This window comes from Paraburkholderia sp. RL18-101-BIB-B (genome assembly GCF_046026985.1).
Taxonomy (GTDB): domain Bacteria; phylum Pseudomonadota; class Gammaproteobacteria; order Burkholderiales; family Burkholderiaceae; genus Paraburkholderia.
In genome coordinates this window covers 82678-107310 of the sequence record NZ_JARESV010000024.1, presented here as the reverse complement: position 1 = coordinate 107310, position 24633 = coordinate 82678, and the positions used below count along the sequence as shown (strand labels likewise).

The following is a 24633-nucleotide window of genomic DNA, read 5'->3' as shown; positions in this document are numbered from 1 at the left end:
CATGACCGACCATCACCACACACGCGAAACGCCGCGCAATCCGTACGCCGGTGCTTACCCCGGCAACCTGTTCATGGTCGTCGCGCCTTCGGGCGCGGGCAAGTCGACGCTCGTGAACGCGCTGCTCGCCGGCGACGACGCGATCCGTCTGTCGATCTCGTACACGACGCGTCCGCCGCGTCCGAAGGAGCAGGACGGCGAGCACTACCACTTCACCACCGTCGACGATTTCATGAAGCGTCACGATGCCGGCGAGTTTCTGGAAAGCGCGGAAGTGCACGGCAACTACTACGGCACCTCGCGTGTGTGGATCGAGGACCAGATGAAAAACGGCCATGACGTGCTGCTCGAAATCGACTGGCAGGGTGCGCAGCAGGTGAAAAAGCAGTTTCACAACGCGGTCGAAATTTTCATTTTGCCGCCATCGCTCGAAGCGCTCGAAGAGCGTCTGAAGAAGCGCGGCCAGGACGAGCCGAACGTGATCACACGCCGGCTGCTCGCGGCCGGCAGCGAGATGGCGCACGCGGCGGAAGCGGAGTACGTGGTGATCAACGAGAAGTTCGAACGCGCGCTCAGCGAACTGCAATGCCTCGTGGCCGCGACGCGTTCGCGCTTCGCCTCGCAATACGCGCGCCACACGCAGCTTTTCGTGCAGCTCGGCATTCACCTGCCACACGCGTAAGCGCGGCGGTGTACCGAGCACATAAGGTAGAATAAGCAACATACTGAGAAGGAACCCAACATGGCCCGCATTACCGTCGAAGACTGCCTCAAACAGATCCCGAACCGTTTCGAACTCGCGCTTGCCGCAACCTATCGCGCGCGTCAGCTCGCTCAAGGCCACACGCCGAAGATCGAAAGCCGCGACAAGCCCACTGTCGTCGCACTGCGCGAAATCGCAGCCGGCCAGGTTGGCGTCGAAATGCTGAAGAAGGTGCCTGTTTAAGTAAGGCGCACTGCTCCGGTTTCGATTACGCGTTTGCCATACCTGTTTGCGACACGCTTTTGCAACACCTTTGCCGCACGTAAGTGCATCAACGTGCAGACCGGCGTCCAACCCTAACCGCTACGGAGGCGAACATGAGTGCTACCCCGCCCACCGCCACGGAAGTGGAACACGACGCTGACTCGCCCTCGTCTGCACGGAAGTACATCGACGCGGTCCTCGAACAGTCGTTTCGCCATCTGTTCGGGCCGACCGCCACGCCGGAGCAACCGCGCCGGCATGACGTCGTCTCCATTGCCAAACTGACGTCCGCCTTGTCCGGCTATCTGCAGCCGGAAGAGATCAAGGACATCAAGTCGGCCTTCCATTTCAGCGACGAAGCCCACCTCGGCCAGTACCGCCAGAGCGGCGAGCCGTACATCACGCATCCTGTCGCCGTCGCGGAAATCTGCGCCGGCTGGAACCTCGACGCCCAGGCGCTCATGGCCGCGCTGCTGCACGACGTGATGGAAGACCAGGGCGTGACCAAGGCCGAACTCGCCGAGCGTTTCGGCGCGAAGGTCGCGGAACTGGTCGACGGCTTGTCGAAGTTGGACAAGATGGAGTTTCGCAATCGCGAGGAAGCGCAGGCGGAGAACTTCCGCAAAATGCTGCTCGCGATGGCGCGCGACGTCCGCGTGATTCTGGTCAAGCTCGCCGACCGGCTGCACAACATGCGCACGCTGGGCGCGGTGCCGCCGGAAAAGCGCCGCCGCGTGGCGCGCGAGACGCTGGATATCTACGCGCCGATCGCTCACCGGCTCGGCTTGAACAATACTTATCGCGAGCTGCAGGACCTGAGCTTCGCGAACTTCAACCCGCACCGGTACGCCACGCTTGAAAAAGCCGTCAAGGCGGCGCGCGGCAACCGGCGCGAAGTGGTCGGCAAGATTCTCGAATCGGTGCAGCGCGCAATTGCCGACGCGAAGCTCGACGCCGAAGTCACCGGCCGCGAGAAAACCATCTTCAGTATCTACAAGAAGATGCGCGACAAGCAGTTGTCGTTCTCGCAAGTGCTCGATGTGTACGGGTTCCGCGTCGTGGTGGACAGCGCGTTGGAGTGCTATACCTGCATCGGCGCCCTGCATGCGCTGTACAAGCCCGTGCCGGGCAAGTTCAAGGATTACATCGCGATCCCGAAGGTGAACGGCTATCAGTCGCTGCACACCACGCTGGTCGGCCCGTTCGGCGCACCGATCGAGTTTCAGGTGCGCACGCGCAAGATGCACGAGATCGCCGAAGCGGGCGTGGCCGCGCACTGGCTGTACAAGAACGGCGGCGCGGACCTGAACGACGTGCAGAAGCGCGCGCATCAGTGGCTCAAGTCGCTGCTCGATATTCAGAGCGAAGCGGGCGACTCGAGCGAATTCCTCGAACACGTCAAGATCGACCTGTTCCCGGACGCGGTCTACGTGTTTACGCCCAAGTCGAAGATCATGGCGCTGCCGCGCGGCGCCACGGCGCTCGACTTCGCGTATTCGATCCACAGCGACCTGGGCAACCAGTGCGTCGCGGTGAAGATCAACAACGAACTGTTGCCGCTGCGCACCGAGTTGAAGAGCGGCGACATCGTCGAAGTCATCACTGCGCCGTATTCGAAGCCGAATCCGGCGTGGCTCGGCTTCGTGCGTACCGGCAAGGCGCGCTCGGCGATCCGCCATTATCTGAAGACGATGCGGCTGAACGAGTCCGTTCAACTCGGCGAGCGTCTGGTCGACCAGGCGTTGAAGGGTTATGGGCTGGCGCTCTCGGATGTGACGCCGGAAGCGTGGGAAAAGCTCGTGCAATGGACGGGCAACAAGAACCGTCAGGAAATTTTCGCGGACATCGGTCTCGGCCGGCGTGTCGCGGCGGTCATGGCCAAGCGCATCGAAGTGCTGATGAGCGGCCGCGACGCCGACGACGACGGCTCGCGCTCCCACTCCGATTTGCCGCACGCGCCGCCGGTCGTCATTACCGGCACCGAGGGCATGTCGGTGCAACTGTCCGCGTGCTGCCGTCCGATTCCGGGCGACGACATCATGGGCTATATCGGCATCGGCCTCGGCATGGCGATCCACACCACGGATTGCCGCGTCGCGCAACGAATCCACCGGCGCGATCCGGGCCGCTGGATCGACGTCGCCTGGGCACCGCAACCGGGGCGTCTGTTCGACGTCGCCGTGAAGGTGCTGGTCAAGAACACCAAGGGCGTGTTCGCCCGCGTGGCGGCGGATATCACCTCGGCGGATGCCAACATCGTCCACATTGCAATGGACGAAGACCTGTCGCAGGAATCCACGGTGTTGCGCTTCGTGATCCAGGTCAGCGATCGTGTCCACTTGGCCAACGTCATGCGCCGGGTGCGCACGAACCCGGACGTCATGCGCATCGCGCGCGAGCGGCCGAGCGAGGAAGGCCATCACCGTCACGACGGCGGAATGCGCATCGACCGCGAGCGAGCGGATTACTGACCTTTCGTTTGACGCCTTGGGGTGGCCTCAGGGCGCTTCATTTCCCTCTTCAAATCTGAACGCACCGGCTACGCGCGTAGTCTCATCTGAAACTCAGGGAGAATGTTCGTGAACGTATCCGACCTCAACGGCCTGGCACTTGACTACTGGGTCGCCCGCAGCCTGCACGACTTCGTGCGCGAAATCTACTTTACCGACAGCGGCGAAACCGTGGCGGTTCGCGGCAACGACCGCGGACGTCCCTGGGATGGCCGTTTTACGCCTTCTACGTCATGGGAGGCTGCGGCGGCCGTGCTGGAGCGCGCGCAGCGGCTCGAAGTGCGTGAGCGCAGCCACCAGGGCGCGGCTCACTGCATCGCGGAATTCGAAGGCGGCCACCGAACCGTGGAAGGTCGGGGCGACTCGCTGCGGATCGCGCTGCTGCGGGCGTTCGTCGAGAGCCGTTATGGCGAAACCGTGGAGAATGTGCTGCATGAAGCACAGGCGCTGGCCGGCGATCGGGCGCAACCAATCGGTGAGCGGGAAATTGGCGGCGAGCAGGCGATGGCGGCTTCGTTCGGCGATGTGCCGAACCCGGATGGGCAAATCGGAGATATTCAGTCGGCGCCGCGATAAAGGGGCGTGTTTGGTTGCCGCCAAGGCCTTCGGGTGCAGCGGAACCCAAGCGAGGCCGGAACCGACGGACAAAAACAAAGGGCCTTCCGATCGGAAGGCCCTTTATAGGTGGTGCGGCTGGCAGGATTCGAACCCACGACCCCTTGGTTCGTAGCCAAGTACTCTATCCAACTGAGCTACAGCCGCACGCTAAACGGTGATGCTTACTGCACTGAAACTGGGGCAAAACGTAAGGGCCTCCCCAGAGGGAGGCCCTCGAATAAGTGGTGCGGCTGGCAGGATTCGAACCCACGACCCCTTGGTTCGTAGCCAAGTACTCTATCCAACTGAGCTACAGCCGCACGCAGAAACGAGATTATAGCAAAGGTTTCGAAAAAGGGAAGCATGTAACTGCGATTTGTCTCATAGTCGTGATCGTGTACCCTTGATAGGCAGTCGTTTGCTGCAGTTACCGGATCATCATGAACAAGGCCTTTGTCAAAGAGTCGAGCGAAGAGAATGACGACGATCTCGACGTCGCCCAGCCGGACGTTCCCGCTGGTACGAAAAACTACATCACGCCCGCCGGCTACCGGCGCATGCGCGATGAACTACTGCATCTGATCGACGTCGATCGGCCGGAAGTGGTCAAACTGGTGTCGTGGGCGGCCTCGAACGGCGATCGCTCCGAAAATGGCGATTACATCTATGGCAAGCGCCGGTTGCGCGAAATCGATCGGCGCATCCGTTTTCTGACCAAACGGCTGGATCTCGCTGAAGTCGTCGACAGCAGCAAGCAAGAGAATGTCGACCAGGTTTTCTTCGGCGCGGCTGTGGAGTATGCGACGGAGGACGGCGAAGAGCATATCGTGACGATCGTCGGCATCGACGAGGTCGATCTGGATATCGGCCACGTGAGCTGGATCTCGCCGATTGCGCGCGCGCTGCTGAAGGCGAAAGTCGGCGATACGGTCACGTTGTACACACCGGCCGGCCAGCAGCCGATCGACATACTCGACGTCAAATATCCGCCGCCTGATACGGGTGGTTAAGTCACGGCGGACAGGCTTCGTCTCGTTCTCGCCGATCATCTCCCGCCTTAGGCATAAAAAGGCACAAAAAAAGGCGCCGCGAACGGCGCCTTCGAGACCACGGGTGTAACCCGCAGCTTTAGAAGCGGTGACGCAGACCTGCGGTCACAGCGACTTGCTTGTTGTTGCCCGAAGCGGCCAGACCGTTGATATCGGCATCCACGACTGCGTTTTCGTTGACTTGCTGATACTCGCCTTGCAGGTACACGTCGGTACGCTTGGACAGCGCGTACGCGGTTTGCAGGTTGAACTGGTTCCAGTGCGGACGCGTGCCAGCCAGGCTCGCGCGGGTGTACGTGTACGAACCGGCAATGCTGACCGCCGGCGTCAGCGCATAGCGAGCGTTCGCTTCAAAGTTCTGGAAGTGAGCGCTGTTGTTGCCGAAGGCGATGCCGTTGGTTTGACCCGATGCGCCAGCGCCGATACCGGCCAGGCTCGACAGGTTCGTTTGCGAATACACGAGGCCGACTGTTGCCGGGCCGAACGCGTAGTTAGCACCCGCGCCCCACGTTTGCTGGCGGCCGGCGAAGAACGTGTTGTCGCTCGACACCGCGCCACCCGAATTGAATGCAGCAGCCGCGCCGGTCGCGCCGTTGCTGTTCAGTTGCAGGTAAGCGGCGGCGACGTTCAGGCCGCCCCAGTTGTACGACGCACCCGCGCTATAAGCGCGGTTGTTCGCGAAGCCGTCGGCCTGGTTCGAGAAGCCATACAACGCGCCGAACTTGAAGCCGCCGTAGTTGGCGCTCTGGTACTTGACCGAGTTGTTGACGCGGAACGAGTTGTTCAGGTTGTCGTTGTCGAACGGATGCGCGAACTGCGTGCCGCCGTATTGCGTGCCGGTCAATGCCAGCGGGGCGACGTAGTCGACCATGCTGTCGTATTGACGGCCCAAGGTGACGGCGCCGAACTGATCACTCGTCAAACCCACGAAGGCTTGACGGCCGAATTCGCGGCCGCCTTGCTTGAGCGTGCCGTCATTGATGCCGAAGCCGTTTTCCAACGTGAAGATGGCCTTGAGACCACCGCCCAGATCTTCAGATCCACGCAGGCCCCAGCGGCTGCCGTTCACCGAACCGCTTGTTTCCTGCCAGTTGCTGTGACCGTGCTGGTTGTTGGTATAGGTGATGCCGGCGTCGATCAAGCCGTACAACGTCACGCTGCTTTGCGCATGCGCGGCCGTTGCGAAGACGCCCGTGAGGGCGGCGACCATGAGTGTCTTTTTCATCTTGTAACTCCGAGAGCGAGAGTGGGCGTTGAACCCAGGCTTAGGGAGACCTTTCACGCGGGCGCTGCGAGAGGCGTAATCCGAGTGAGTTGCGCGCTCAACAAAATCGCGCTGGTTTCCGGTTAGGCAGAGTGTAGAGAGACACTTCGCGCAATGGACGTTCCGATTTCCGCAATAAAGTATTACGCGTTCGGAAACGATATGTGAATCTGGTTTAGGCCTTATAAATAAAGGCTTCCAGCGATTTTCACGAGAGGGCAGCGATGCGAGGATGGCGTTGCGTTGCTGATTCGCGACACTAATCGATGCAAAAAAACAACGTAATAAAACGTAAAATGAGATTGTTGTTGTTACTGAAATAGATGATTGTTGTTTATGTGAATAATCGAAATGGAGTCGAGCCGGTATACTGAAATTTCTGCTTTCCGAAGCGGACTTTTTCGTTGACGAAAAAGATCTCCAAACTTTTGTCGGCGCGACTTCCCAGTCGCGCTTTTTTTTCGCCTGTGTTCCGCCGATTGACGACGCGGTCAGTGGGCAGGCGCTGCGCCGTCCACTTCGTTCCAGTCGTCCGCTACCGGGACGCTCCAGTCTTCCATGACATAGCGCCGCGCATCCATGGGGGACGACAGCAGGTTCTGCCAATGATCTCCGTGCCACATGGGATCGATTTCGAAGATAGACGGCGTGGCCGCGACCGGTGTGGATTGTTCGGAAGCCGTGTTTGCGTGCGAGTGGGTCAGCCAGATAAAGAGGCGGCTGATTTGGTTGAACAGCATGGCAATCTCCCTAATGCGCGTTGCTACTACTACTGAATCCGATCTTCCTGCCGTGAGCGCGGTGCAGCAAGTCGGACAAACACTTACGGAAAACATCTTTTGTTACATATTTTCAACAATGTGCTGAAAATATCCCCGCTATAGCGCATTTCCGTAGTCAGATGGGTAATATTGACTTGGTCTGATTATTCGGATCGCAGTGAATCTATGCGCTCGGGATTTCTAAACCAAGAAGCGCAGGCTTATCGCATAGTGTGATAAGCGCATATCCAGAATTCGCTCGACGACAATTCTTCATTCCCCGTATAACGGCAATGCTGAATTTCGACCGCCGGATTTGATTGCGTGGCGCGGCCGTGATATTCGGCTGAGGGCAATGCCCGATATTGATAAATCCTCGAGGGAAACTGGAAAATGGAAACTGGTATCGTCAAATGGTTCAACGATGCTAAGGGCTTTGGCTTCATCACGTCGGATTCGGGCGGCGAGGATCTCTTCGCGCACTTTTCGGAGATTCGCGCGGAAGGGTTCAAGTCGCTGAAGGAAAACCAGCGCGTCTCGTTCGACGTCAAGGCCGGCCCGAAGGGCAAGCAGGCGGCGAATATCCAGCCGCTGTAAGCCTGTCAACGTGACTCGGCGCTCGGCCGGGCGGTAGAACGAACGAAAGCCTTCGCAAAACGCGAGGGCTTTTTTATGCCGAATTGTTGTTGGCCGCGGCAATCGTTTTTAACCATCTGGTTCGGAATGTTTTGAACGGCCGGCCAAAATCTCCCGAATGACTTCTCTGTCATTTCCCGGTGTCCGCCGTGAAAACATAATGATTTCTGCTTTGCGGGAGGCTTGCCGCTCACGCCAAAACAGGAACATTCCGCCTCAAGTCAGTTGACGTAATGCGATGCTATCCGGGTACTCGGCCGCCAACTGGTGCATACTTGCCGCAAAGCCACGCGTCCAAAGTCTCCTTTTCCATGTCTGAACAGTTTTTGCCGGAACCGGCCCTGGATGGTCCGATCGTCTTCGTCGACCTTGAAACCACTGGCGGCTCGACTGCCGAGCATCGCATCACCGAAGTCGGTGTGGTCGAAATAGGGCCTGCCGGCGTGTCGCGCTGGAGCAGTCTGGTCGACCCTCAGCAGCCGATTCCCTCATTCATCCAGCAGCTCACCGGCATCACGAATGCGATGGTGCGGGGCGCGCCGACCTTCGACGCGATCGCGCCGGCTCTCTTCGAGCGTCTGAACGGCAAACTGTTCGTCGCGCATAACGCCAGTTTCGATCGCGGTTTTCTGCGCGGCGAGTTTCGCCGGGTGGGGCTGGCGTTCGATCCGGACGTACTGTGCACCGTGCGCCTGTCGCGCGCGCTGTTTCCGGCGGAAAAGCGTCACGGTCTCGACGCTTTGGTCGAGCGTCATGCGCTCGTGCCGTCCGATCGCCACCGCGCGCTCGCCGACGCCGATCTGATCTGGCAGTTCTGGCAGCGTCTGCACGGCCTCGTGCCGCTCGACGTATTGCGCACGCAGATCGAGCGCACTACGCGGCGCTACCGGCTCGCGGGCGACATCACGGAAGATCTGCTCGACACGGCGCCGGCGGGTTGCGGCATCTACGCGTTCTATGGAGAAGAGGATTTGCCGCTGTATGTCGGGCGAAGCGTGCGCGTGCGCCAGCGGCTGCGTTCACATTTGACCGGCGAGCGGCGCTCGTCCAAAGATATCCGGCTTGCGCAGCAGGTGCGGCGCGTCGAGTGGCGCGCAACCGGCGGCGAATTGGGCGCCATGCTCGCGGAGGCGCAGTGGATCGCGACGTTGCGCCCCGGCCATAACCGGGTACCGCGTGTCGCCAAGAGCGATCCGGCGGACGCGCCCTGGCCGTTCGAGGGGCCGATCGTGTTCGAGGAGCGCGAGGAGGCGTCGCAGGCTCGTGCGTTTCATGTCGTCGACCGTTGGTGTTACGTGGGCCATGCGGCGTCGCTCGCGCAGGCTGCGGAGTTGCATGCGTCGAGCGCAGCGGGATCGTTCGAGCTGTCGACGTATCGCATCTTGCAGAGCCATCTCGCCCGCGGTTTGCGTGTGATGCCCTTGAGCGTGTCGAGCGGAACGGCGCTGGCGAGGCTTGCCTGACGGCGTTCGTCGGCTCGGCTTTCAGCGGCTTCGTTTTCAGCGGTTTGATGTTCAACCGATAGCCTGCCGTTCAAAGCGGATTCAAGCGCGCGCGCCAACACCGCGGCCAATAATCCCAGCCTGAGACCGTGCGCTTTACCCCACTCCGAACTAACCCGTCGCGCCCACACCGCCCGTTTCGCACACGTGCCCAAGCGCGCGAGTCAACGCGCTCGAATGAGCCGAGTCATAGCGAGTCAGCGATTTCCAGTTAGCCAGCGATTGCGCGACGCGCGACGGACAATCCTGCGCCGCACGCAACGGCTGCACGCGTGCAAGGCCGGCCACGAGCGATTGCGTCAGTCGGTCCAACTGCGGTCTCGTGCTGGTCGCCAGATCGGGAGCGGGTCCTTGCGGCGCCTGGCCGCCGCGCCATGTGGCGAACAGCGCGTTTTGCACCTCCTTGCTGGCGTCGATCTGATCCTGAAAGAAAGCACGGGCGAACGCCGGGTCGACGTTTGCGGCGACGGCGCGCTTTTCGACATCGGCGAGGAGGGCGTTCTCGCGCGGCGTGTCGGTAATGTCCTGGTGATTGACCCATTTCCAGCGCGCCACGGGTTCCGCGAGCGCGAGGCGTTGGGAGGCCAGCGCGATCAGATTGGTGAGCGCGGTATCGTCACCATCCGCGATGGCGGGAGCGGGCGCCAATGCAAGAGCAGCCAAAAGCGCGAGCGCGCATGACGCGCCGAAGCGGTACGAACGGTTCATGGAAGATGACAGTGGCCGAGCGGCCGCAGGGGAAAAACCAGAAGAATAGACGATGCGCCGAACGTGCGTCTGCGTTCCGGCGGAAATCTTCGGAAGGACGCTTGAATAGGCGAGCAAAAACACACGCCGGGCCGCACGGCCAGGCGTCGTCCGAATCAGACGGACTCACCCCGCGTCACGAATCGAGCCGAACACGAGCGGTCAGACGTGTGCATACAACCGCCGCGCGCCGGACGCGCGGACGTCGATGCTGCATCGCGCCACTGCCCCGTTACTTCGAGTCGCACGACTTGCGTTGTTCGTCGAAAAAGGCGCGAACGTGCTCCGGCAGTTCTGCACCCAAAAACTCGACGCCAGCGGGTTCCGGATCCGGGCAAAAAACTTTATCCGGGGTCGGAACTTTCGGTGGTTTGGCATCCATGATCTTTCTCCTTTACAAACCGATTATCGGCCTCGGTCCCCGTTTTGCACCAGCGCCTGATGCGGGCCACATGTTGTGTGTTGCTTTAACGGCACAGCCCGACAATGGAACGGAATGTTTGAATAGAATTTATCGGTTGACTGCTAATGCGCTGATTTCGCTTTCACCGGTCCCAGTCAGTCCGATACTTCCCGCTATTCCCTTCCTATCTTTGTCCCACGGGCTGTTCAGCAACCCGCCCTCGCTTTTGCGCACTCCACATTCATATTGGCCGATATGAATCCAATTGCCGTGGATTTTTGTGCACTGCCGCATCGGCAGGATTTTCTTCTTAAGTGGCCGAACGTTCGTTAATTACCGTTTCGTTCAGTACGCGCCATTCGGCCCCCTAATCTTTTGTAAACGAACCATTCTCGAATTTCGTTGACGGCTAAAAACATTTTTTAAGATTTTTTGCCTGAATAAGAAAACCTAACGTTCGGCAGCGAACGCTGGGCATTCGTCAGACGCTATTTCTACGCTGTCGGCACCGGGATTTTCACCGACGCGGAGTAAGCAGCCGGTTTATCAGTCACTTCGACCTGTCCGTGAATCCGCGCTTGATGACCGTCCGCAAACATGTAGTACGGGAATGGACGGGCCGGTTCCGACACGGCGTCGAGCCGCGCGATCAGTTCCGGCGCCAGCGTGAAGTCGAGCGAGCCGAGTGACTCCTGCAACTGCTCCGGCCGCGTCGCGCCGACGATGATGCTGGACACGCCGCGCTTCTGATGCAGCCAGTTCAGCGCGACTTGCGCCATCGGCCGGCCGGCGAGATTGGCGATGGACTCCAGTTCCGCCACGATGCGAAAGTTGCGTTCGGTCAGTTTGTCAAATCCCGGCGGCGGCGCGCTGGCCATGCTGGCGAGACGGCCGTCGCCGGAAAAACCGCCTGTCGCGCCGCTTTGCGAAGGCCGGTACTTGCCGGACAGCACGCCCATGCCGAGCGGACTCCACGGCACGAGCCCCATGCCGAGATTGGCGGCGAGATCGGCGAACTCATTTTCGGCATTGCGTTCGATCATCGAGTATTCGAGCTGCATGGCCGCGACCGGTTCGAAGCCGCGCCAGTCGGCGAGCGTCTGCGCGCGTCCGGCGAACCATGCGGGCGTATCCGACAAGCCGACATAGCGGATCTTGCCAGCGCGCACGGCGTCGTCCATTGCGCGCATGACTTCGTCCACCGGCGTGATGCGATCCCACGTGTGGAGGTAGTACAAGTCGATGTAGTCCGTGCCGAGCCGCTTGAGCGAGCCGTCCAGCGCGCGCAGCAGGTTCTTGCGATGGTTGCCGCCCGCGTTCGGGTTGCCGGTCTCGGCGTTGTAGCCGTACTTGGTCGCGATCACGAGCCGCTCGCGCAGGCCGCGCGCCGCGACGAACTTGCCCAGCCATTTCTCGCTCGTGCCCTCCGTGTAGAGGTCCGCGGTGTCGATGAAATTGCCGCCGGCATCCACGTACAGATCGAACAGCCGTTGCGCGGACTTTTCCTCGGCACCCCAGCCCCATTCGGTGCCGAAAGTCATCGTGCCGAGCGCGATCGGGCTAACGCGCAAGCCTGAACGGCCGAGCAGGGTATAGCGATTCATCGTCATGTCAGTCTCCTTGGGCGGTGTCGTAGGAAAAATTGAATCCATGGCCTATCGTGCGCCGATTCTTTTCGTGGAAAAATGCCGCTTGTCTGCAAGGATTGTGAAGTCCGGCTTAACAATGGAGGCGACGATGGATCCTGCGCAATTGCCGGCGTTGATGGCGTTCGTGAGCGTGGCGCGTCACGGTAGCTTCACGCACGCGGCCGCCGAGACCGGCGTGACGGCGTCGGCGCTGTCGCAAAGCATCCGCTCGCTCGAAACGCAATTGAATGTGCGTCTGTTCAACCGGACGACCCGGCGCGTAGCACTGACCGAAGCCGGCGCGCAGTTTCTCGCTCGCGTGCGACCGGCGCTGGGCGAACTCGAGGCCGCCTTCGAAGCGCTCGACGAAACCCGCGACCAGCCCGCCGGCAATTTGCGCATCAATTTGCCGCGGGTCGCGAGCGAACTGCTGGTGCTGCCGCATCTCGCGGAATTCACGCGCCGCTATCCGCAGATCCGTCTCGACATGACGCTCGACGACGGCATGGCCGATGTCGTCGGCGAAGGCTTCGATGCGGGCATTCGGCTCGGCGAACGGGTCGCGCAGGACATGGTGGCGGTGCCGTTGAGCGGCGAGATTCGCATTGCGGTGGCGGGCTCGCCGGGCTATTTCGAGCGCTATGCACCGCCCGCGACGCCAGCCGATCTTGCCGCGCATGACTGCCTGCGCTACCGCTTTGCGTCGAGCGGCGGCATCTATCGATGGGAGTTCGCGCCACCCGATGATCCGGCGCGCGTGTTCGAAGTCGAGACGCGCGGCGCGCTCGTCACCAACGACTTGCGCACGATGGTGCAAGCGGCCGAGCAGGGCGTGGGTCTGCTGCACGTCATCGAGGACTACGTACGCGATCAACTCGACGATGGCCGCCTAGTGCGCGTGCTCGACGCATGGTGTCCGAGCTTCCCCGGTTTCTATCTCTACACGGCGAGCCGCGCGCAGATGCCGCTCAAACTGCGCGCGCTGATCGATTTCCTGAAGGAGAAGCGCGGCGCTCGCTAGCGCGCACGCTTCTTTCGCCTTCACGCTGCGAGTTGTTGCCGCAGATACTCGGCGGTGCGGCTTTCCTTCACGCGCACGATCTCGGCCGGTGTGCCGTTCGCTACGATCTTGCCGCCGGCGTCGCCGGCGCCCGGGCCGACATCGATGACCCAGTCGCTTTGCGCCGCCACCCGCATGTCGTGTTCGACCACCACGACGGTATTGCCGGCATCCACGAGCCCCTGGAGTTGCACCATGAGCCGGTCGACGTCGGCGGGATGCAGGCCGGTGGTCGGCTCGTCGAGGATATAGAGCGTGTCGCCGCGTTGCGCGCGTTGCAATTCGGTGGCGAGTTTGATGCGTTGGGCTTCGCCGCCGGACAATTCGGTGGCGGGCTGACCGAGCCGCAGATAGCCGAGGCCGATGTCGCGCAACACTTTCAGCGCGCGCATCACGCTGGGCTCGTCGGCGAAGAAATCGCAGGCGGCGTCGACGGTCAGGCCGAGCACCTCGGCGATGTTTTTATCGCGCCATGTGACTTCCAGTGTCTGCGTGTTGTAGCGCGTGCCGTGACAGGTCGAGCAGGGCGCATAGACGCTTGGTAGAAACAACAGTTCGACGCTGACGAAGCCTTCGCCTTCGCAAGTCAGGCAACGGCCTTGCGCCACGTTGAACGAGAAGCGGCCTGCGCTGTAGCGGCGCTTGCGGGCGAGCGGCGTGTCGGCGAACAGCTTGCGCACGTGGTCGAAGAGGCCCGTGTAGGTAGCGAGGTTGGAACGCGGGGTGCGGCCGATCGGTTTCTGATCGACGCGTACGAGTCGCCGCAGCGCGCCCATGCCCTCGACGATGTGGCCGCCGGTCGGCGCGGTTGCGGCGGCGAGCAACGGGTCTTGTTCGTCGGCGTCCGGATTGTCGAACACGCGTCCAAGGTGGCTCGCGACGAGTTCCGGCAGCGCCTGGCTCACGAGGCTCGACTTGCCCGAGCCCGACACGCCCGTGACCGCAGTCAGGCAGCCGAGCGGAAACTCGGCGTCCAGTCCGTGCAGATTATTGCGCGTGATGCCCGCGAGCCGCAGCCAGCCAGCAGGTTCACGCGACGCGCGCTCGACAGGCGCGGGCGGCGCGAACAGATGCCGGCGCGTTTGCGACGCTTCGACCTTCGCGAGACCGGCGGGCGGCCCGCTATAGACCACATGGCCGCCTGCTTCGCCGGCCGCGGGACCGACGTCGACGAGCCAGTCGGCGCGCCGCATCATCTGCAAATCGTGTTCGACGACGAACAGCGAATTGCCCGCGGCCTTCAATCCCTGCAGCGCGCTGAAGAGCGCTTCGCCGTCGGCGGGATGCAGGCCGGCCGATGGCTCGTCGAGCACATACACGACGCCGAACAACTGCGACGACAACTGCGTGGCGAGCCGCAAGCGCTGCAATTCGCCCGATGACAGCGTAGGCGTACTGCGCTCTAGCGCGAGATAGCCCAGACCCAGATCGACCAATGTCGTCAGGCGTTCGAGCAACTCGGCTGCAATGCGCTGCGCGGCGACGCGTTTTTCTTCGGAGAGGTTAGGCGTGCGCCGCACGTCGGGCGAGGCTTTGTGCGCGGAACCACCGGCGGCGATCCGTTTGTCGACGGCATCGCGCATGGCGCTCTTGCTGAGCACACTGCCTTTGGCGGCGGTTTGGCCCGGGTGTGTTGCATCGGCTTGAGGCCATTCGCCGCGCGCGATCGGTTCGAGCATCTCGGCAAGCCTGGCGAGCGGCAACTGGGCAAACTCGCCGATATCGAGTCCGGCGAATTTCACCGACAGCGCTTCTTTCTTGAGCCGCTTGCCATGACACGTCGGACAGACGCTACCGACCATGAATTGCGACACGCGTTTTTTCATCAACGCGCTTTGAGTGTTCGCGAACGTGTGCAACACGTAGCGGCGCGCGCCGGTGAAGGTGCCCTGATAGCTCGGCTCGTCGCGGCGCTTGAACGCGGCGCGGGTTTCCTTAGGCGTGAGGCCGGCGTAGACGGGCGCGGTCGGCTGTTCGTCGGTGAAGAGAATCCAGTCGCGGTCTTTCTTCGGCAAGTCGCGCCACGGCTTATCGACGTCGTAGCCGAGCGTCACCAGAATGTCGCGCAGATTCTGTCCGTGCCAGGCGGGCGGCCATGCGGCGATCGCGCGCTCGCGAATGGTCAGCGAGTCGTCGGGCACCATCGATTTTTCGTTGACCTCGTACACGCGGCCGAGTCCGTGGCAAGTCGGGCAGGCGCCTTGCACGGTGTTCGGCGAGAAATCTTCGGCGAACAGCATGGGTTGCTTCGGCGGATAGTCGCCGGTGCGCGAATACAGCATGCGCACGAGGCTCGACAGCGTGGTCACGCTGCCCACCGACGAGCGCGCGCTCGGCGTGCCGCGCTGCTGCTGCAAGGCGACCGCGGGCGGCAGGCCTTCGATGGCGTCGACCTCGGGCACGCCGACCTGCTCGATCAGGCGTCGGGCATACGGCGCGACCGATTCGAAATAGCGCCGCTGTGCCTCGGCGTACAAGGTGCCGAATGCCAGCGACGATTTGCCCGAGCCGGACACGCCGGTGAAGACGACCAGAGCATCACGCGGAATCTGCACGTCGACGTTTTTCAGATTGTGTTCGCGAGCACCGCGCACGCGCACGAAGCCGGTGAATGCGGGGGCGTCGGGAGAGGGCGGTGTCGAGCGAGGCTTGCTGCGGATGGCGTCCATATCGATGAATAACGGATAAGCGCGGCCCGGCGGATCGGGCGAACGCTGGTGAGGTCGCACGGAACATGCCCGACGATGAAGTTGCGATGATGCCATTGACGGTGGCGCGCGCACTGAGTCAATCGAGCAATCGCCGCCTATCATTGAAGCGACTATCCGCGCCCAGAGTGCGGTGGATAACGGACGCGCCACGGCCGGCGCGGAAGATGGCAGTCTTCGCCCTTCAGAGAGTTCGCCATGGAAAACGCTGTGTACTGGAAAGGTCGTCAGGTCGGAATCGAGTGTGACGGCCGGATTTTGTGGTTCTCTTCGGCGCCGCAGGAAGCGGTCGCGGCCTACGGCACTCAGCAGGCAGAGCCGGCGCGAGCGGAAGATTCCGTTGTGGCACGCAACCTCGGCGTGACAGCGCAATTCGATCGGCTGGATTTTCGTGGGTGATCCGCGACACGAGCAGAATCGGAAAAGCACACGCAGAAAAACAAAAAGCCCAGTCGCGAGGACTGGGCTTTTTGCTTGAATCTTGTGGTGCCGGAAAGAGGAATCGAACCCCCGACCTTCGCATTACGAATGCGCTGCTCTACCGTCTGAGCTATTCCGGCATCAGGAGAAACGAGATTATAGGGACTTCTTTATCGGCTTGGCAAGCCCCTGAACTCACTTTTTTGTTTCGAGATGGTAGCGGGTCACGCGGTCCACCTCGTTCTTCGAGCCGAGGAACACCGCCACGCGCTCGTGCAGGCTTTTCGGCTGGATGTCCAGAATGCGCTTCTCGCCGTTGGTCGCGGCGCCGCCCGCCTGCTCGACGATGAACGCCATCGGATTCGCTTCGTACATCAGGCGCAGCTTGCCCGGCTTGTCCGGCGTGCGCTTGTCGGCCGGATACATGAAGATGCCGCCGCGATTCAGGATACGGTGCACGTCCGCCACCATCGACGCGATCCAGCGCATGTTGAAGTCGGCCTGGCGTGAACCGTCCGTGCCAGCCTTCAACTCGCCGATGTACTGCTGGACCGGCGGATACCAGTGACGCTCGTTCGAAGCGTTGATCGCGTATTCACGCGTTTCGACCGGAATGCGCATGTCGCTTTGCGTGAGCACCCACGAGCCGAGTTCGCGGTCGAGCGTGAAGCAGTTCACGCCGTTGCCGGTAGTCAGCACCAGCACCGTTTGCGGACCGTACACCGCGTAGCCCGCGGCGACCTGCTGCGTACCCGGTTGCAGGAACGACTGTTCGGTGGGCTGCTGGCCGTCCGGGCAGCGCAGCACTGAGAAGATCGTGCCGATCGACACATTGACGTCGATGTTCGACGAGCCGTCGAGCGGATCGAACACGAGCAGGTATTCGCCCTTCGGATAGTTCGCCGGGATCGGGAAGAACTGTTCCATTTCCTCGGACGCCATGCCGGCGAGGTTGCCGCCCCATTCATTCGCTTCGAGCAGGATTTCGTTCGACAGGATGTCGAGCTTCTTCTGCACTTCGCCTTGAACGTTCTCGCTGCCCGCCGTGCCGAGCGCATCGCCCAGCGCGCCCTTGCTGACGTGGTAGCTGATCGCTTTGCACGCACGCGCAACGACTTCGATCAAAAGGCGCAGATCGGCCGGCAGGTTGTTGGTTTCGCGCTGCTGCTCGATCAGGTACTTCGTGAGAGTGGTACGACGTTGCAAAGCCATGCTGTACTCCGGGAAGGCTTGAGGAATATTCCGATTTTAACCGTTCGTTGTGTCGCTTCCGTGCTTTTGCGCGAGAACCGTGTAGGGCGACGCCGCCGGGCACACCGGTGCGGCTGAAATTCAGGCTTTGCGGCGCGCCTTGCCGGCCGTGAGCTTGCCGCTCGCGCTCGCCGCGAGCGCTGCGGCACGGGCGTGTTCGGTCGAAACCTTCGGCATTTTCGGGCGGTCCGCCTTCGGCATGGGTTCGATCTCGCGTTCGATCTGTTCTCCGGCGGCCACGGTGGCGACGCGCAGGTCGTAGGCGATTTGCAGGTTGAGCCAGAACTGCGCGCTCGCGCCGAAGTAGCGCTCGAGCCGCAGCGCGGTGTCGGCCGAGACGGCGCGCTTGCCGCGCACCACGTCGTTGATGCGCGGAGCCGGTACGCGCAGCGCAAGCGCGAGCGCGTTGACGGACATGCCGAGCGGTTGGAGAAACTCGCTGCGCAGAATCTCGCCCGGATGGATTTCCGGGATGCTGTCGCCCGTGTCGATGTCCGAGAAATCGATGCTGCCCAGATCGGAGCGTTTGATGACCATGCCGGTCTCCCAATAATCAGTGATAGTCGACAATCTCGACATTCATCGCTTCCCCGTCGACGAAATGAAAACAGATGCGCCATTGCGCATTGATCCGAATACTCCATTGCCCGCTGCGCTGGCCTTGCAGCGCTTCCAGCCGGTTGCCGGGCGGCGCATGCAGGTCGCGGATGGACTTCGCGGCGTCGATCACAAACAGCTTGCGGCGCGCGAGCGCCTGCATGTGAAGCGGCAATGAGTACACGAATTTGCCCTGAAAGATTCTCGCCGTAGCTTTGTCGCCGAATGTCGTGATCATGGGATGATATAACGCATCGCGTTAAACGTAAACCGTTAAGTGATGCGTTTACTTTCACTCCGCCGACGCGAGTCGAACAGTCGTCCAGATGGCTAACGTGATTGCCGCGCGCCGCCGCGCCGGCGAACGCAGGACGAAAAAAAGCCGGCAACACGCGCCGGCTTTTCGATGCGACAAAGGCGCTCAGGCGAGCATCACGCCAACGCTTTCTCTACGATCTCGCGCACGTCGCGCGATTTCACCTGGGACGCCACTTTCTCCAGCGCCGCGCGCATGCCGTCGCGCAGTGTCGGCGTAAAGCGGCGCCACAATTCCAGCGAGCGGGCGAGGCGAGCGGCCACTTGCGGATTGATGGCGTCGAGCGCGATCACCTGATCGGCCCAGAACGCGTAGCCCGAGCCGTCTTCGGCATGGAACTGCGCCGGATTCGCCGCGCAGAAGCTGAAAATCAGCGAGCGCGCGCGGTTCGGGTTCTTCAGGTTGAAAGCCGGATGCGCCATCAGCTTGCGCACGATGTCGATCACCGTACGTTGCGCGCTGCCACGCTGCGTGGCCTGCAAGGCGAACCACTTGTCGATGACGAGCGGCTCCTTTTCGAAGCGCCGGTAGAAATCGTCCAGCGCCTGCTGCGCTTCGGCGCTGCCGCCATTGGCCGCCGACGCATTAAGCAGCGCGGAGAGCGCCGCCGAGCGGTCGGTCATGTTGTTCGCCGCATCGTATTGCGCGGACGCGAGACGCACGGCCTCGGCCGGATCGTCCAGTTCCGCGAGGTACGACAGCGCGAGGTTCTTCAGCGCGCGATGACCGGACGCTTCCGGCGTGGCCTCGTACGCGCCCGGCGTGCGGTGCTGCTCGTACACCTTGAGCCAGTCGCCCTTGAGCGCATTGGCGAGACGCTTGCGCACGAACTGCCGCGCGGCATGCACGGCCGCCGGATTCGATTCGGCCATCTGCTCGGCCAGATACGCTTCCGAAGGCAGCATCAACGCGAGTTCGCGGAACGAAGGCGAGAGGGTTTCGTCGGTCAGCACGCGTGCGAACGCGGCGACCACGGAGTCGTCGAGTTGCAGCGGCACGCCGGTGGCGGCGCGTCCGGCGAGCGTGAGCAGCTCGCGCGTGGCGAGCCGTTGGCCGGCTTCCCAGCGGTTGAACGGATCGCTGTCGTGGGCGAGCAGGAACGCCAGCTGTTCCGCCGAGTAGTCGTATTCGACGATCACCGGCGCCGAGAAATTGCGCAGCAGCGAAGGCAGCGGCTCCTGCGCCACGTTGACGAACGTAAAGGTCTGGTCCGTGTGCGTGAATTCGAGCACGCGCGTGGTGAAGGCCGAGGCCGTGTTTTCGCCCTGCAATTGCAGCGGCAGATCCTTGCCGTCCTTGCCGATCAGGCCGATCGCGAACGGAATCAGCAGCGGACCTTTTTGCGTTTCGCGCGCGGCCGGCGCGCCTTCGCCGTAGCCTTGCGTGAGCGTCACGCTGTAGCGTTGCTGCGCGGCGTCGTAGTGGGTGCGCACGGAAACGCGCGGCGTGCCGGCCTGGCTATACCAGCGCTCGAACTGCGTGAGATCGCGGCCGTTCGCGTCGGCGAGCGCGTGACGGAAATCGTCGCAGGTCACGGCCTGGCCGTCATGACGCTTGAAGTACAGGTCCATGCCCTTGCGGAAACCGTCGCGGCCGAACAGCGTCTGATACATCCGCACGACTTCCGAGCCTTTCTCGTAGACGGTCATCGTGTAGAAGTTGTTGATCTCGACGTAGCTTTCCGGGCGCACTGGATGCGCCATCGGACCCGCGTCTTCCGCGAACTGCATCTGGCGCAGCACGCGCACGTCCTCGATGCGCTTGGTGGCGCGCGCGGCTTCGTCCGTTGCACCGCCCGCCATGTCGGCCGAGAACTCCTGATCGCGGAACACCGTCAGGCCTTCTTTCAGGCTCAGCTGGAACCAGTCGCGGCACGTCACGCGGTTGCCGGTCCAGTTGTGGAAATACTCGTGGCCGACCACGGCCTCGATGTTCGCGAAGTCGGTGTCGGTGGCCGTTTCGGGGTTCGCCAGCACGTACTTCGTGTTGAAGACGTTGAGCCCCTTGTTCTCCATCGCGCCCATGTTGAAGTCGCTCACCGCGACGATCATGAAGCGGTCCAGATCGAGTTCGAGCCCGAAGCGCTCCTCGTCCCAGCGGATCGAATGGATCAGCGAATCCATCGCATGACGGGTCTTGTCGAGGTCGTGCGGCTCGACCCACACCTGCAGCAGCTTTTCCTTGCCCGAGCCGCTCTTCACGCGCTCTTCCAGGGCGACCAGCTTGCCGGCGACCAGCGCGAACAGATAGCTCGGCTTTCTGAACGGATCTTCCCAGCGCGCGAAGTGGCGGCCGTCCGGCAAATCGCCTTCTTCGAGCAGGTTGCCGTTCGACAGCAACACCGGATAATCGGCCTTGCTGGCGCGCAACGTGACCGTGAAGGTCGCCATCACGTCCGGACGGTCGAGGAAATAAGTAATGCGGCGAAAGCCCTCGGCCTCGCACTGCGTGAAGAAGTTGCCGCCCGACACATAAAGGCCCGACAGCGTGGTGTTCTCAGCCGGATTGCAGAGGCTCGTGAGCGTCAGTTCGAACTGGTCCGGCACGTTGTCGAGCAGCAGGCCGTGTTCGTGCGCGTGAGCGTTGGCGAACGGCTGGCCGTCGATCTCGGCGCTGACGAACTCCAGTTGTTCGCCCATCAATTCCAGATGCAAGGCGCGCGATGCCTCCGGATTGCGGCGCACGCGCATCGTGTTCCGGACAACCGTGCGTTCGGGGACGAGATCGAACTCCAGTGCGACGGTGTCGATCAGGAAGGCGGGCGGCGCGTAGTCGGCGCGGCGGATCACATTGGGCGTTGCGGTATCGGCCATGGCGTTCTGTAGTGTTGGAACTCGAGTCGGCGAGCGCGCTTCTGGCGTGCGGGCCGGGCATGTCGAGCCATTGTACAAAGCCTCGGAGAATTGTGCGGAGCGAACTTTTTACCGAGTCGCCTGGTCAGCGTATTATCGGGCGCCCGCGTGCGGGAAAGCCTGTGCGTCGACGAGGCCGGGTTTGGCGGAGAATACAGAGGCAATTCAAAAGCTTCACGAGGTAGACCATGAAAATCGATCGATGGACCCGCCGCGCCACGCTGCTGATAGCCGCGCTGACGGTGCTGCTGTCCGGCTGCACGACCTACGTGACCACCCAGGTCACGGCCTTCTCCGACTGGAGCGGGAACGACGCCACCCGAACCTATGCGTTCACGCGAGCGGCGGACCAGCAGAATAATCTCGAACTCAGCACCTACGAGCGCTTTGTCGCGAACGAACTCGCCACGCATTCGTTCCGCCAGGTCGACGCCGCGCAGGCGCGCTATCTGGTCGGGCTCTCGTATGGAATTCGTTCGGACATGGTGACGGTCTCGGAGCCGGTGTATTACAACCCGTGGCCGGCGCCGTACTGGGGTTGGGGCCGGCCGTTCGATCCGTGGGGCCCATGGGGCGGGTATTCGACCACCTACGTGAACCAGAGCTATCCGATCTTCACGCACCTGCTGGGCGTGCGGATAACCGAGCGGGCGAGCGGCAAGGAGGTCTACAACGTGACGGCGCGCAATACGGGCGGCGAGTCGTCGCTGGTTCGGGCCATGCCGTATCTGGCGCGTAGCGCGCTGGCCGATTTCCCGCTTGGCAACGGCGTGGTTCATACGGTGAAGATTCCGGTCGGCCAGAGCGGCGGGGCATCGAACGAAATGGTGGCGACCGGTACAGCGCCCGCCGCCGCACCGGTGCCGGCGTCCGATGCGAAAGTCGTTCAGTAAATAGTACCTGCGTGGCGGTGCGCGTCCAAATCGTGGCATCGGTAGCATGCAAACGGCTCGACAGTTCACCCTGCCGGGCCGTTCGGTTTTCAGCGCCGGAGAAAACGCGAAGCTCCGCGCCCGATACCGGATTTCGGCATCCGTGCCACGGCAATTTGCATCTCAGAAACGGCGCACTCGAACCGGCCATGCGATGCGCATTTCAGGACGAGGCCGGCTAACGACGCAAGCTGCTTCCAATCTGAAACACTTTTTAAGAAAGTAAATTGAAAGTATTGACGCATTTCGGCGAAATATTTCTTTGGCAGATCGGCGGCAAGCCGCGCTGCTGATGGGCAGAGGCTCCGTTCGAAATGCGGAAAATGGTGCCGGAGGTCCATGCCATCGCTATTCAGCCGGGCGTCGCATGTGAGATACGGATACAGATGGATACGTCTTTTGTGGCTGATTTATCCCAGAATATTCAGTATGATTCCGCCGACCATAGGGAGCCGGAGACAATCCTTCAGACTAATTGACAAAGGCGCCTAAATAATCGGGGCCAAGTGCCGTTAATTCGCTGAACCCTATATAAGAAGATTGGATTGACCCCGGCTGGAGATTGCCGGTCCGCGCGGCGCGTGCACGCTGTGACGGTGCCGTATTCCGTCAGGCGCTTCAGCCTCTCCTCGCTTCTACGCGCGAACACCGATATGCCCGATCTGCACTGGACCATTCCGGTCGCTCGCTGGTCTAGCTGGCCTGCTGCCGCATCTGCCGCACCCGATATCGGCTTCATCGAGCCGATCGTGCGGCGTCGTCTGAGCACTCTGTCGAGAGTGGCGCTGAAAGTTGCGCACGATTGTGTCGCCAAGGACGCGGTGCGGGTCGTGTTCGCCTCGCGCCACGGGGAATTGCGGCGCACGACGGACATTCTGCGCGCCATCAGCGCGGGCGAGCCGGTGTCGCCAACCGCGTTCAGCCTGTCGGTGCTCAACGCCATGACCGGCATATTCGGCATTGCCCGCAGCGACCGCTCCGCGGCGAGCGCGATCTCGGCCGGCGCGGAAACGCTCGGTTACGCGCTGCTGGAAGCGCACGCGCAATACGCCACGCAGCCGGATTCGCCCCTGCTGCTGGTGTACGCCGATGAACCGGCCGACCCGGCGTACGGCACGATCGAAGACGAAGTACAGGGCGGCGCGATCGCGATCCTGCTCGATAGCGAAACGGCGACGGGCGAGCTGGTGTGCACGGTATCGCGCACGGACCAGCCGGAATCCGAGCCGACGCACGAAGCGAGCGCAAGCGCCACCTCGGAAACCCTCTTCGCGACCCAGAGCCAGGCGCTGCAGCACTGCCTGGAAACCGGCCTGCCCACCGCCTGGCAAAACACCGGCGCCACCTGGCATTGGAGTTGGCATGACCGCGCGGCTTGATTATTTCTGGCGATTCTGCGCGACCGGCATGGCCTTCGTGGTCTTCGGCGTGTGCGGCGTGCTGTTCTCGGTGGTGGTTTTTCCGCTCGCATGGGTGTGGCCGCACCGCGCGTCGCGCCAATTTGCCGTGACGAGCGTGATCCACTGGTTTTTCCGCGCGCTGGTCGCGGTATTGCAACGCATCGGCGTGATGGAACTGGAAGTCTCGGGCGTGCAGGCGTTGCGCGCGGGCGGCCCGGCGATCGTAGTCGCGAATCACCCGACCTATCTCGACGTGATGGTGCTACTGTCGCTCACGCCGCATGCCTGCTGCGTGGTGAAAAACGCGCACTGGGGCAACCCGTGTTTCTGGGGCATCGTGCGCTCGGCCGAGTACGTCAGCAATGCCGATCCCGCGGAACTCGTCGAGGCCGGCGCGAAGCAACTGGCGGCAGGCTATACCATGATTATTTTTCCGGAAGGCACGCGCAGCCCGGCGCCGAACCGGCTGCATGCGTTTTCGCGCGGTTTCGCGCACATGGCGCTGAAGGTCGGCGCGCCGATCGTCCCAGTGCTGATGGATTGCGATCCGCCCGCATTCACCAAGCAGATGCGCTGGTACGACGTGCCGGCGCGCGCGTTCAGAATGCGCGTGAACGTGCTCGAACCGCTCGGCGTCGACCAGCTCGCGGCCCATGACACTCCACCGGCTCTCGCGGCGCGCAGCGTGACGAGCGCCGTCGAAGCACACATTACTCAGCACCTGTTCGATTATGGATTCTTTAAAACTGGAAATTAAACAGCTCCTGATCGAAGCTCTCGATCTGGAAGACCTGAGCCCGGCCGATATCGACGACGATGCACCGCTGTTCGATACCGACGGTATCGGTCTCGATTCGATCGATGCGCTCGAAATCGGCATCGTGCTGCGCAAACAATACCAACTGACCATCGCAGCGAACGACGAGCGCACGCGCGAACACTTCCGCTCGATCAGCACGCTGGCCGCGCTGGTGGCAAGCCAGCGCGAAGCGGTGCACGCTGTGAACGAAACAACCAGAAAGGGGGAGTAAAT

General features: G+C 62.1%; 24 protein-coding genes and 3 tRNA genes. 13 read left to right on the top strand and 14 right to left on the bottom strand.

From position 1 onward, the window contains the following. Position 1 precedes the first annotated feature (1 nt). The 4 genes from gmk (at position 2) to P0D73_RS28475 (ending at position 4053) form a co-directional block, all read left to right on the top strand. Positions 2-682: a guanylate kinase gene (gmk, locus tag P0D73_RS28490; RefSeq protein ID WP_132373446.1), complete on the top strand. Its 681-nt coding sequence runs from the start codon at positions 2-4 to the stop codon at positions 680-682. 60 nt (positions 683-742) lie between these two features. Beyond that, positions 743-946, top strand: coding sequence for a DNA-directed RNA polymerase subunit omega (gene rpoZ / locus P0D73_RS28485; protein WP_006025620.1), 204 nt, complete (start codon positions 743-745; stop codon positions 944-946). 134 nt (positions 947-1080) lie between these two features. Then, the gene (locus P0D73_RS28480; protein WP_132373447.1) at positions 1081-3438 is read left to right on the top strand and encodes a RelA/SpoT family protein; all 2358 of its coding nucleotides are present in this window, start codon (positions 1081-1083) and stop codon (positions 3436-3438) included. Between the two features lie 108 nt (positions 3439-3546). Further along, a complete protein-coding gene (locus P0D73_RS28475) occupies positions 3547-4053 on the top strand; it encodes a phage protein NinX family protein (protein ID WP_408182459.1) in 507 nt (168 codons plus the stop codon). Between the two features lie 109 nt (positions 4054-4162). Here P0D73_RS28475 and P0D73_RS28470 read toward each other — a convergent pair. Next, positions 4163-4239: transfer RNA gene (locus P0D73_RS28470), tRNA-Arg, on the bottom strand. 78 nt (positions 4240-4317) lie between these two features. Next, positions 4318-4394 (bottom strand) — tRNA-Arg (locus P0D73_RS28465). 120 nt (positions 4395-4514) lie between these two features. Between P0D73_RS28465 and greB the strand changes: the two genes are divergently transcribed. After that, positions 4515-5084: a transcription elongation factor GreB gene (gene greB, locus P0D73_RS28460; protein WP_408317100.1), complete on the top strand. Its 570-nt coding sequence runs from the start codon at positions 4515-4517 to the stop codon at positions 5082-5084. Positions 5085-5202: 118 nt separating this feature from the next. Here the strand turns inward: greB and P0D73_RS28455 are convergent, their stop codons facing one another. Next, positions 5203-6348: a porin gene (locus tag P0D73_RS28455; RefSeq protein ID WP_408182428.1), complete on the bottom strand. Its 1146-nt coding sequence runs from the start codon at positions 6346-6348 to the stop codon at positions 5203-5205. A gap of 530 nt (positions 6349-6878) precedes the next feature. Continuing rightward, positions 6879-7127, bottom strand: a complete 249-nt coding sequence (locus tag P0D73_RS28450) for a hypothetical protein (protein ID WP_408433749.1) — start codon at positions 7125-7127, stop codon at positions 6879-6881. A gap of 414 nt (positions 7128-7541) precedes the next feature. Between P0D73_RS28450 and P0D73_RS28445 the strand changes: the two genes are divergently transcribed. Both P0D73_RS28445 and P0D73_RS28440 read left to right on the top strand, forming a co-directional pair. Then, positions 7542-7745: a cold-shock protein gene (locus P0D73_RS28445; protein ID WP_064268598.1), complete on the top strand. Its 204-nt coding sequence runs from the start codon at positions 7542-7544 to the stop codon at positions 7743-7745. 350 nt (positions 7746-8095) lie between these two features. Next, positions 8096-9247, top strand: a complete 1152-nt coding sequence (locus tag P0D73_RS28440; RefSeq protein WP_408433746.1) for an exonuclease domain-containing protein — start codon at positions 8096-8098, stop codon at positions 9245-9247. Between the two features lie 150 nt (positions 9248-9397). On the opposite strand, the gene P0D73_RS28435 is transcribed toward P0D73_RS28440, so the two are convergent. The 3 genes from P0D73_RS28435 to P0D73_RS28425 form a co-directional block, all read right to left on the bottom strand. Then, complete coding sequence (locus P0D73_RS28435) at positions 9398-9994, bottom strand: chorismate mutase (protein ID WP_408433743.1); 597 nt, start codon at positions 9992-9994, stop codon at positions 9398-9400. Between the two features lie 271 nt (positions 9995-10265). Next, positions 10266-10415 carry a hypothetical protein gene (locus P0D73_RS28430; protein ID WP_007180815.1) on the bottom strand — a complete coding sequence of 50 codons (150 nt, stop codon included), beginning with the start codon at positions 10413-10415 and terminating at the stop codon, positions 10266-10268. 515 nt (positions 10416-10930) lie between these two features. Next, the gene (locus P0D73_RS28425; RefSeq protein ID WP_408317106.1) at positions 10931-12046 is read right to left on the bottom strand and encodes an aldo/keto reductase; all 1116 of its coding nucleotides are present in this window, start codon (positions 12044-12046) and stop codon (positions 10931-10933) included. A 127-nt stretch (positions 12047-12173) separates the two neighbouring features. Between P0D73_RS28425 and P0D73_RS28420 the strand changes: the two genes are divergently transcribed. Next, positions 12174-13085: a LysR family transcriptional regulator gene (locus P0D73_RS28420; RefSeq protein WP_408180555.1), complete on the top strand. Its 912-nt coding sequence runs from the start codon at positions 12174-12176 to the stop codon at positions 13083-13085. A 20-nt stretch (positions 13086-13105) separates the two neighbouring features. On the opposite strand, the gene P0D73_RS28415 is transcribed toward P0D73_RS28420, so the two are convergent. Next, positions 13106-15793 (bottom strand): excinuclease ABC subunit UvrA, encoded by a 2688-nt coding sequence (locus P0D73_RS28415; protein WP_408433766.1) that lies wholly within the window; start codon positions 15791-15793, stop codon positions 13106-13108. Positions 15794-16030: 237 nt separating this feature from the next. On the opposite strand from P0D73_RS28415, the gene P0D73_RS28410 reads away from it, so the two are divergent. Continuing rightward, entirely contained in the window at positions 16031-16231 is a 201-nt protein-coding gene (locus P0D73_RS28410) for a hypothetical protein (RefSeq protein WP_132373455.1), read from the top strand. Positions 16232-16316: 85 nt separating this feature from the next. Here the strand turns inward: P0D73_RS28410 and P0D73_RS28405 are convergent. From P0D73_RS28405 to pepN, 5 genes are all read right to left on the bottom strand, one after another. Further along, positions 16317-16392: transfer RNA gene (locus P0D73_RS28405), tRNA-Thr, on the bottom strand. Positions 16393-16447: 55 nt separating this feature from the next. Further along, complete coding sequence (locus P0D73_RS28400) at positions 16448-17464, bottom strand: class 1 fructose-bisphosphatase (protein WP_132373456.1); 1017 nt, start codon at positions 17462-17464, stop codon at positions 16448-16450. 120 nt (positions 17465-17584) lie between these two features. Next, positions 17585-18040: a HigA family addiction module antitoxin gene (locus P0D73_RS28395; protein ID WP_408433738.1), complete on the bottom strand. Its 456-nt coding sequence runs from the start codon at positions 18038-18040 to the stop codon at positions 17585-17587. A 16-nt stretch (positions 18041-18056) separates the two neighbouring features. Further along, positions 18057-18338: a type II toxin-antitoxin system RelE/ParE family toxin gene (locus tag P0D73_RS28390; RefSeq protein WP_408180557.1), complete on the bottom strand. Its 282-nt coding sequence runs from the start codon at positions 18336-18338 to the stop codon at positions 18057-18059. A gap of 194 nt (positions 18339-18532) precedes the next feature. Further along, positions 18533-21229 (bottom strand): aminopeptidase N, encoded by a 2697-nt coding sequence (gene pepN / locus P0D73_RS28385; RefSeq protein WP_408433734.1) that lies wholly within the window; start codon positions 21227-21229, stop codon positions 18533-18535. 227 nt (positions 21230-21456) lie between these two features. On the opposite strand from pepN, the gene P0D73_RS28380 reads away from it, so the two are divergent. Continuing rightward, positions 21457-22161, top strand: coding sequence for a DUF4136 domain-containing protein (locus tag P0D73_RS28380; protein ID WP_408180559.1), 705 nt, complete (start codon positions 21457-21459; stop codon positions 22159-22161). Between the two features lie 89 nt (positions 22162-22250). Here P0D73_RS28380 and P0D73_RS28375 read toward each other — a convergent pair whose 3' ends face one another. Continuing rightward, positions 22251-22541: a hypothetical protein gene (locus P0D73_RS28375; protein WP_408433730.1), complete on the bottom strand. Its 291-nt coding sequence runs from the start codon at positions 22539-22541 to the stop codon at positions 22251-22253. A gap of 312 nt (positions 22542-22853) precedes the next feature. On the opposite strand from P0D73_RS28375, the gene P0D73_RS28370 reads away from it, so the two are divergent. From P0D73_RS28370 to P0D73_RS28360, 3 genes are read left to right on the top strand one after another with little or no spacing between them, the layout of a single operon-like run. Then, positions 22854-23579: a beta-ketoacyl synthase chain length factor gene (locus P0D73_RS28370; RefSeq protein ID WP_408433727.1), complete on the top strand. Its 726-nt coding sequence runs from the start codon at positions 22854-22856 to the stop codon at positions 23577-23579. Next, positions 23563-24357: a lysophospholipid acyltransferase family protein gene (locus P0D73_RS28365; RefSeq protein WP_342960349.1), complete on the top strand. Its 795-nt coding sequence runs from the start codon at positions 23563-23565 to the stop codon at positions 24355-24357. The genes P0D73_RS28370 and P0D73_RS28365 overlap by 17 nt, the downstream gene beginning before the upstream one ends. Next, positions 24332-24631 (top strand): phosphopantetheine-binding protein, encoded by a 300-nt coding sequence (locus P0D73_RS28360; RefSeq protein WP_106283313.1) that lies wholly within the window; start codon positions 24332-24334, stop codon positions 24629-24631. Before P0D73_RS28365 ends, P0D73_RS28360 begins: the two co-directional genes overlap by 26 nt. Positions 24632-24633 lie beyond the last annotated feature (2 nt).

Coding starts and splice junctions, on each gene's coding strand:
- gmk (WP_132373446.1), top strand. CDS start 2: ATGACCGACCATCACCACACACGCGAAACGCCGCGCAATCCGTACGCC.
- rpoZ (WP_006025620.1), top strand. CDS start 743: ATGGCCCGCATTACCGTCGAAGACTGCCTCAAACAGATCCCGAACCGT.
- P0D73_RS28480 (WP_132373447.1), top strand. CDS start 1,081: ATGAGTGCTACCCCGCCCACCGCCACGGAAGTGGAACACGACGCTGAC.
- greB (WP_408317100.1), top strand. CDS start 4,515: ATGAACAAGGCCTTTGTCAAAGAGTCGAGCGAAGAGAATGACGACGAT.
- P0D73_RS28455 (WP_408182428.1), bottom strand. CDS start 6,348: ATGAAAAAGACACTCATGGTCGCCGCCCTCACGGGCGTCTTCGCAACG.
- P0D73_RS28450 (WP_408433749.1), bottom strand. CDS start 7,127: ATGCTGTTCAACCAAATCAGCCGCCTCTTTATCTGGCTGACCCACTCG.
- P0D73_RS28445 (WP_064268598.1), top strand. CDS start 7,542: ATGGAAACTGGTATCGTCAAATGGTTCAACGATGCTAAGGGCTTTGGC.
- P0D73_RS28440 (WP_408433746.1), top strand. CDS start 8,096: ATGTCTGAACAGTTTTTGCCGGAACCGGCCCTGGATGGTCCGATCGTC.
- P0D73_RS28435 (WP_408433743.1), bottom strand. CDS start 9,994: ATGAACCGTTCGTACCGCTTCGGCGCGTCATGCGCGCTCGCGCTTTTG.
- P0D73_RS28430 (WP_007180815.1), bottom strand. CDS start 10,415: ATGGATGCCAAACCACCGAAAGTTCCGACCCCGGATAAAGTTTTTTGC.
- P0D73_RS28425 (WP_408317106.1), bottom strand. CDS start 12,046: ATGACGATGAATCGCTATACCCTGCTCGGCCGTTCAGGCTTGCGCGTT.
- P0D73_RS28420 (WP_408180555.1), top strand. CDS start 12,174: ATGGATCCTGCGCAATTGCCGGCGTTGATGGCGTTCGTGAGCGTGGCG.
- P0D73_RS28415 (WP_408433766.1), bottom strand. CDS start 15,793: ATGGACGCCATCCGCAGCAAGCCTCGCTCGACACCGCCCTCTCCCGAC.
- P0D73_RS28410 (WP_132373455.1), top strand. CDS start 16,031: ATGGAAAACGCTGTGTACTGGAAAGGTCGTCAGGTCGGAATCGAGTGT.
- P0D73_RS28400 (WP_132373456.1), bottom strand. CDS start 17,464: ATGGCTTTGCAACGTCGTACCACTCTCACGAAGTACCTGATCGAGCAG.
- P0D73_RS28395 (WP_408433738.1), bottom strand. CDS start 18,040: ATGGTCATCAAACGCTCCGATCTGGGCAGCATCGATTTCTCGGACATC.
- P0D73_RS28390 (WP_408180557.1), bottom strand. CDS start 18,338: ATGATCACGACATTCGGCGACAAAGCTACGGCGAGAATCTTTCAGGGC.
- pepN (WP_408433734.1), bottom strand. CDS start 21,229: ATGGCCGATACCGCAACGCCCAATGTGATCCGCCGCGCCGACTACGCG.
- P0D73_RS28380 (WP_408180559.1), top strand. CDS start 21,457: ATGAAAATCGATCGATGGACCCGCCGCGCCACGCTGCTGATAGCCGCG.
- P0D73_RS28375 (WP_408433730.1), bottom strand. CDS start 22,541: ATGGACCTCCGGCACCATTTTCCGCATTTCGAACGGAGCCTCTGCCCA.
- P0D73_RS28370 (WP_408433727.1), top strand. CDS start 22,854: ATGCCCGATCTGCACTGGACCATTCCGGTCGCTCGCTGGTCTAGCTGG.
- P0D73_RS28365 (WP_342960349.1), top strand. CDS start 23,563: ATGACCGCGCGGCTTGATTATTTCTGGCGATTCTGCGCGACCGGCATG.
- P0D73_RS28360 (WP_106283313.1), top strand. CDS start 24,332: ATGGATTCTTTAAAACTGGAAATTAAACAGCTCCTGATCGAAGCTCTC.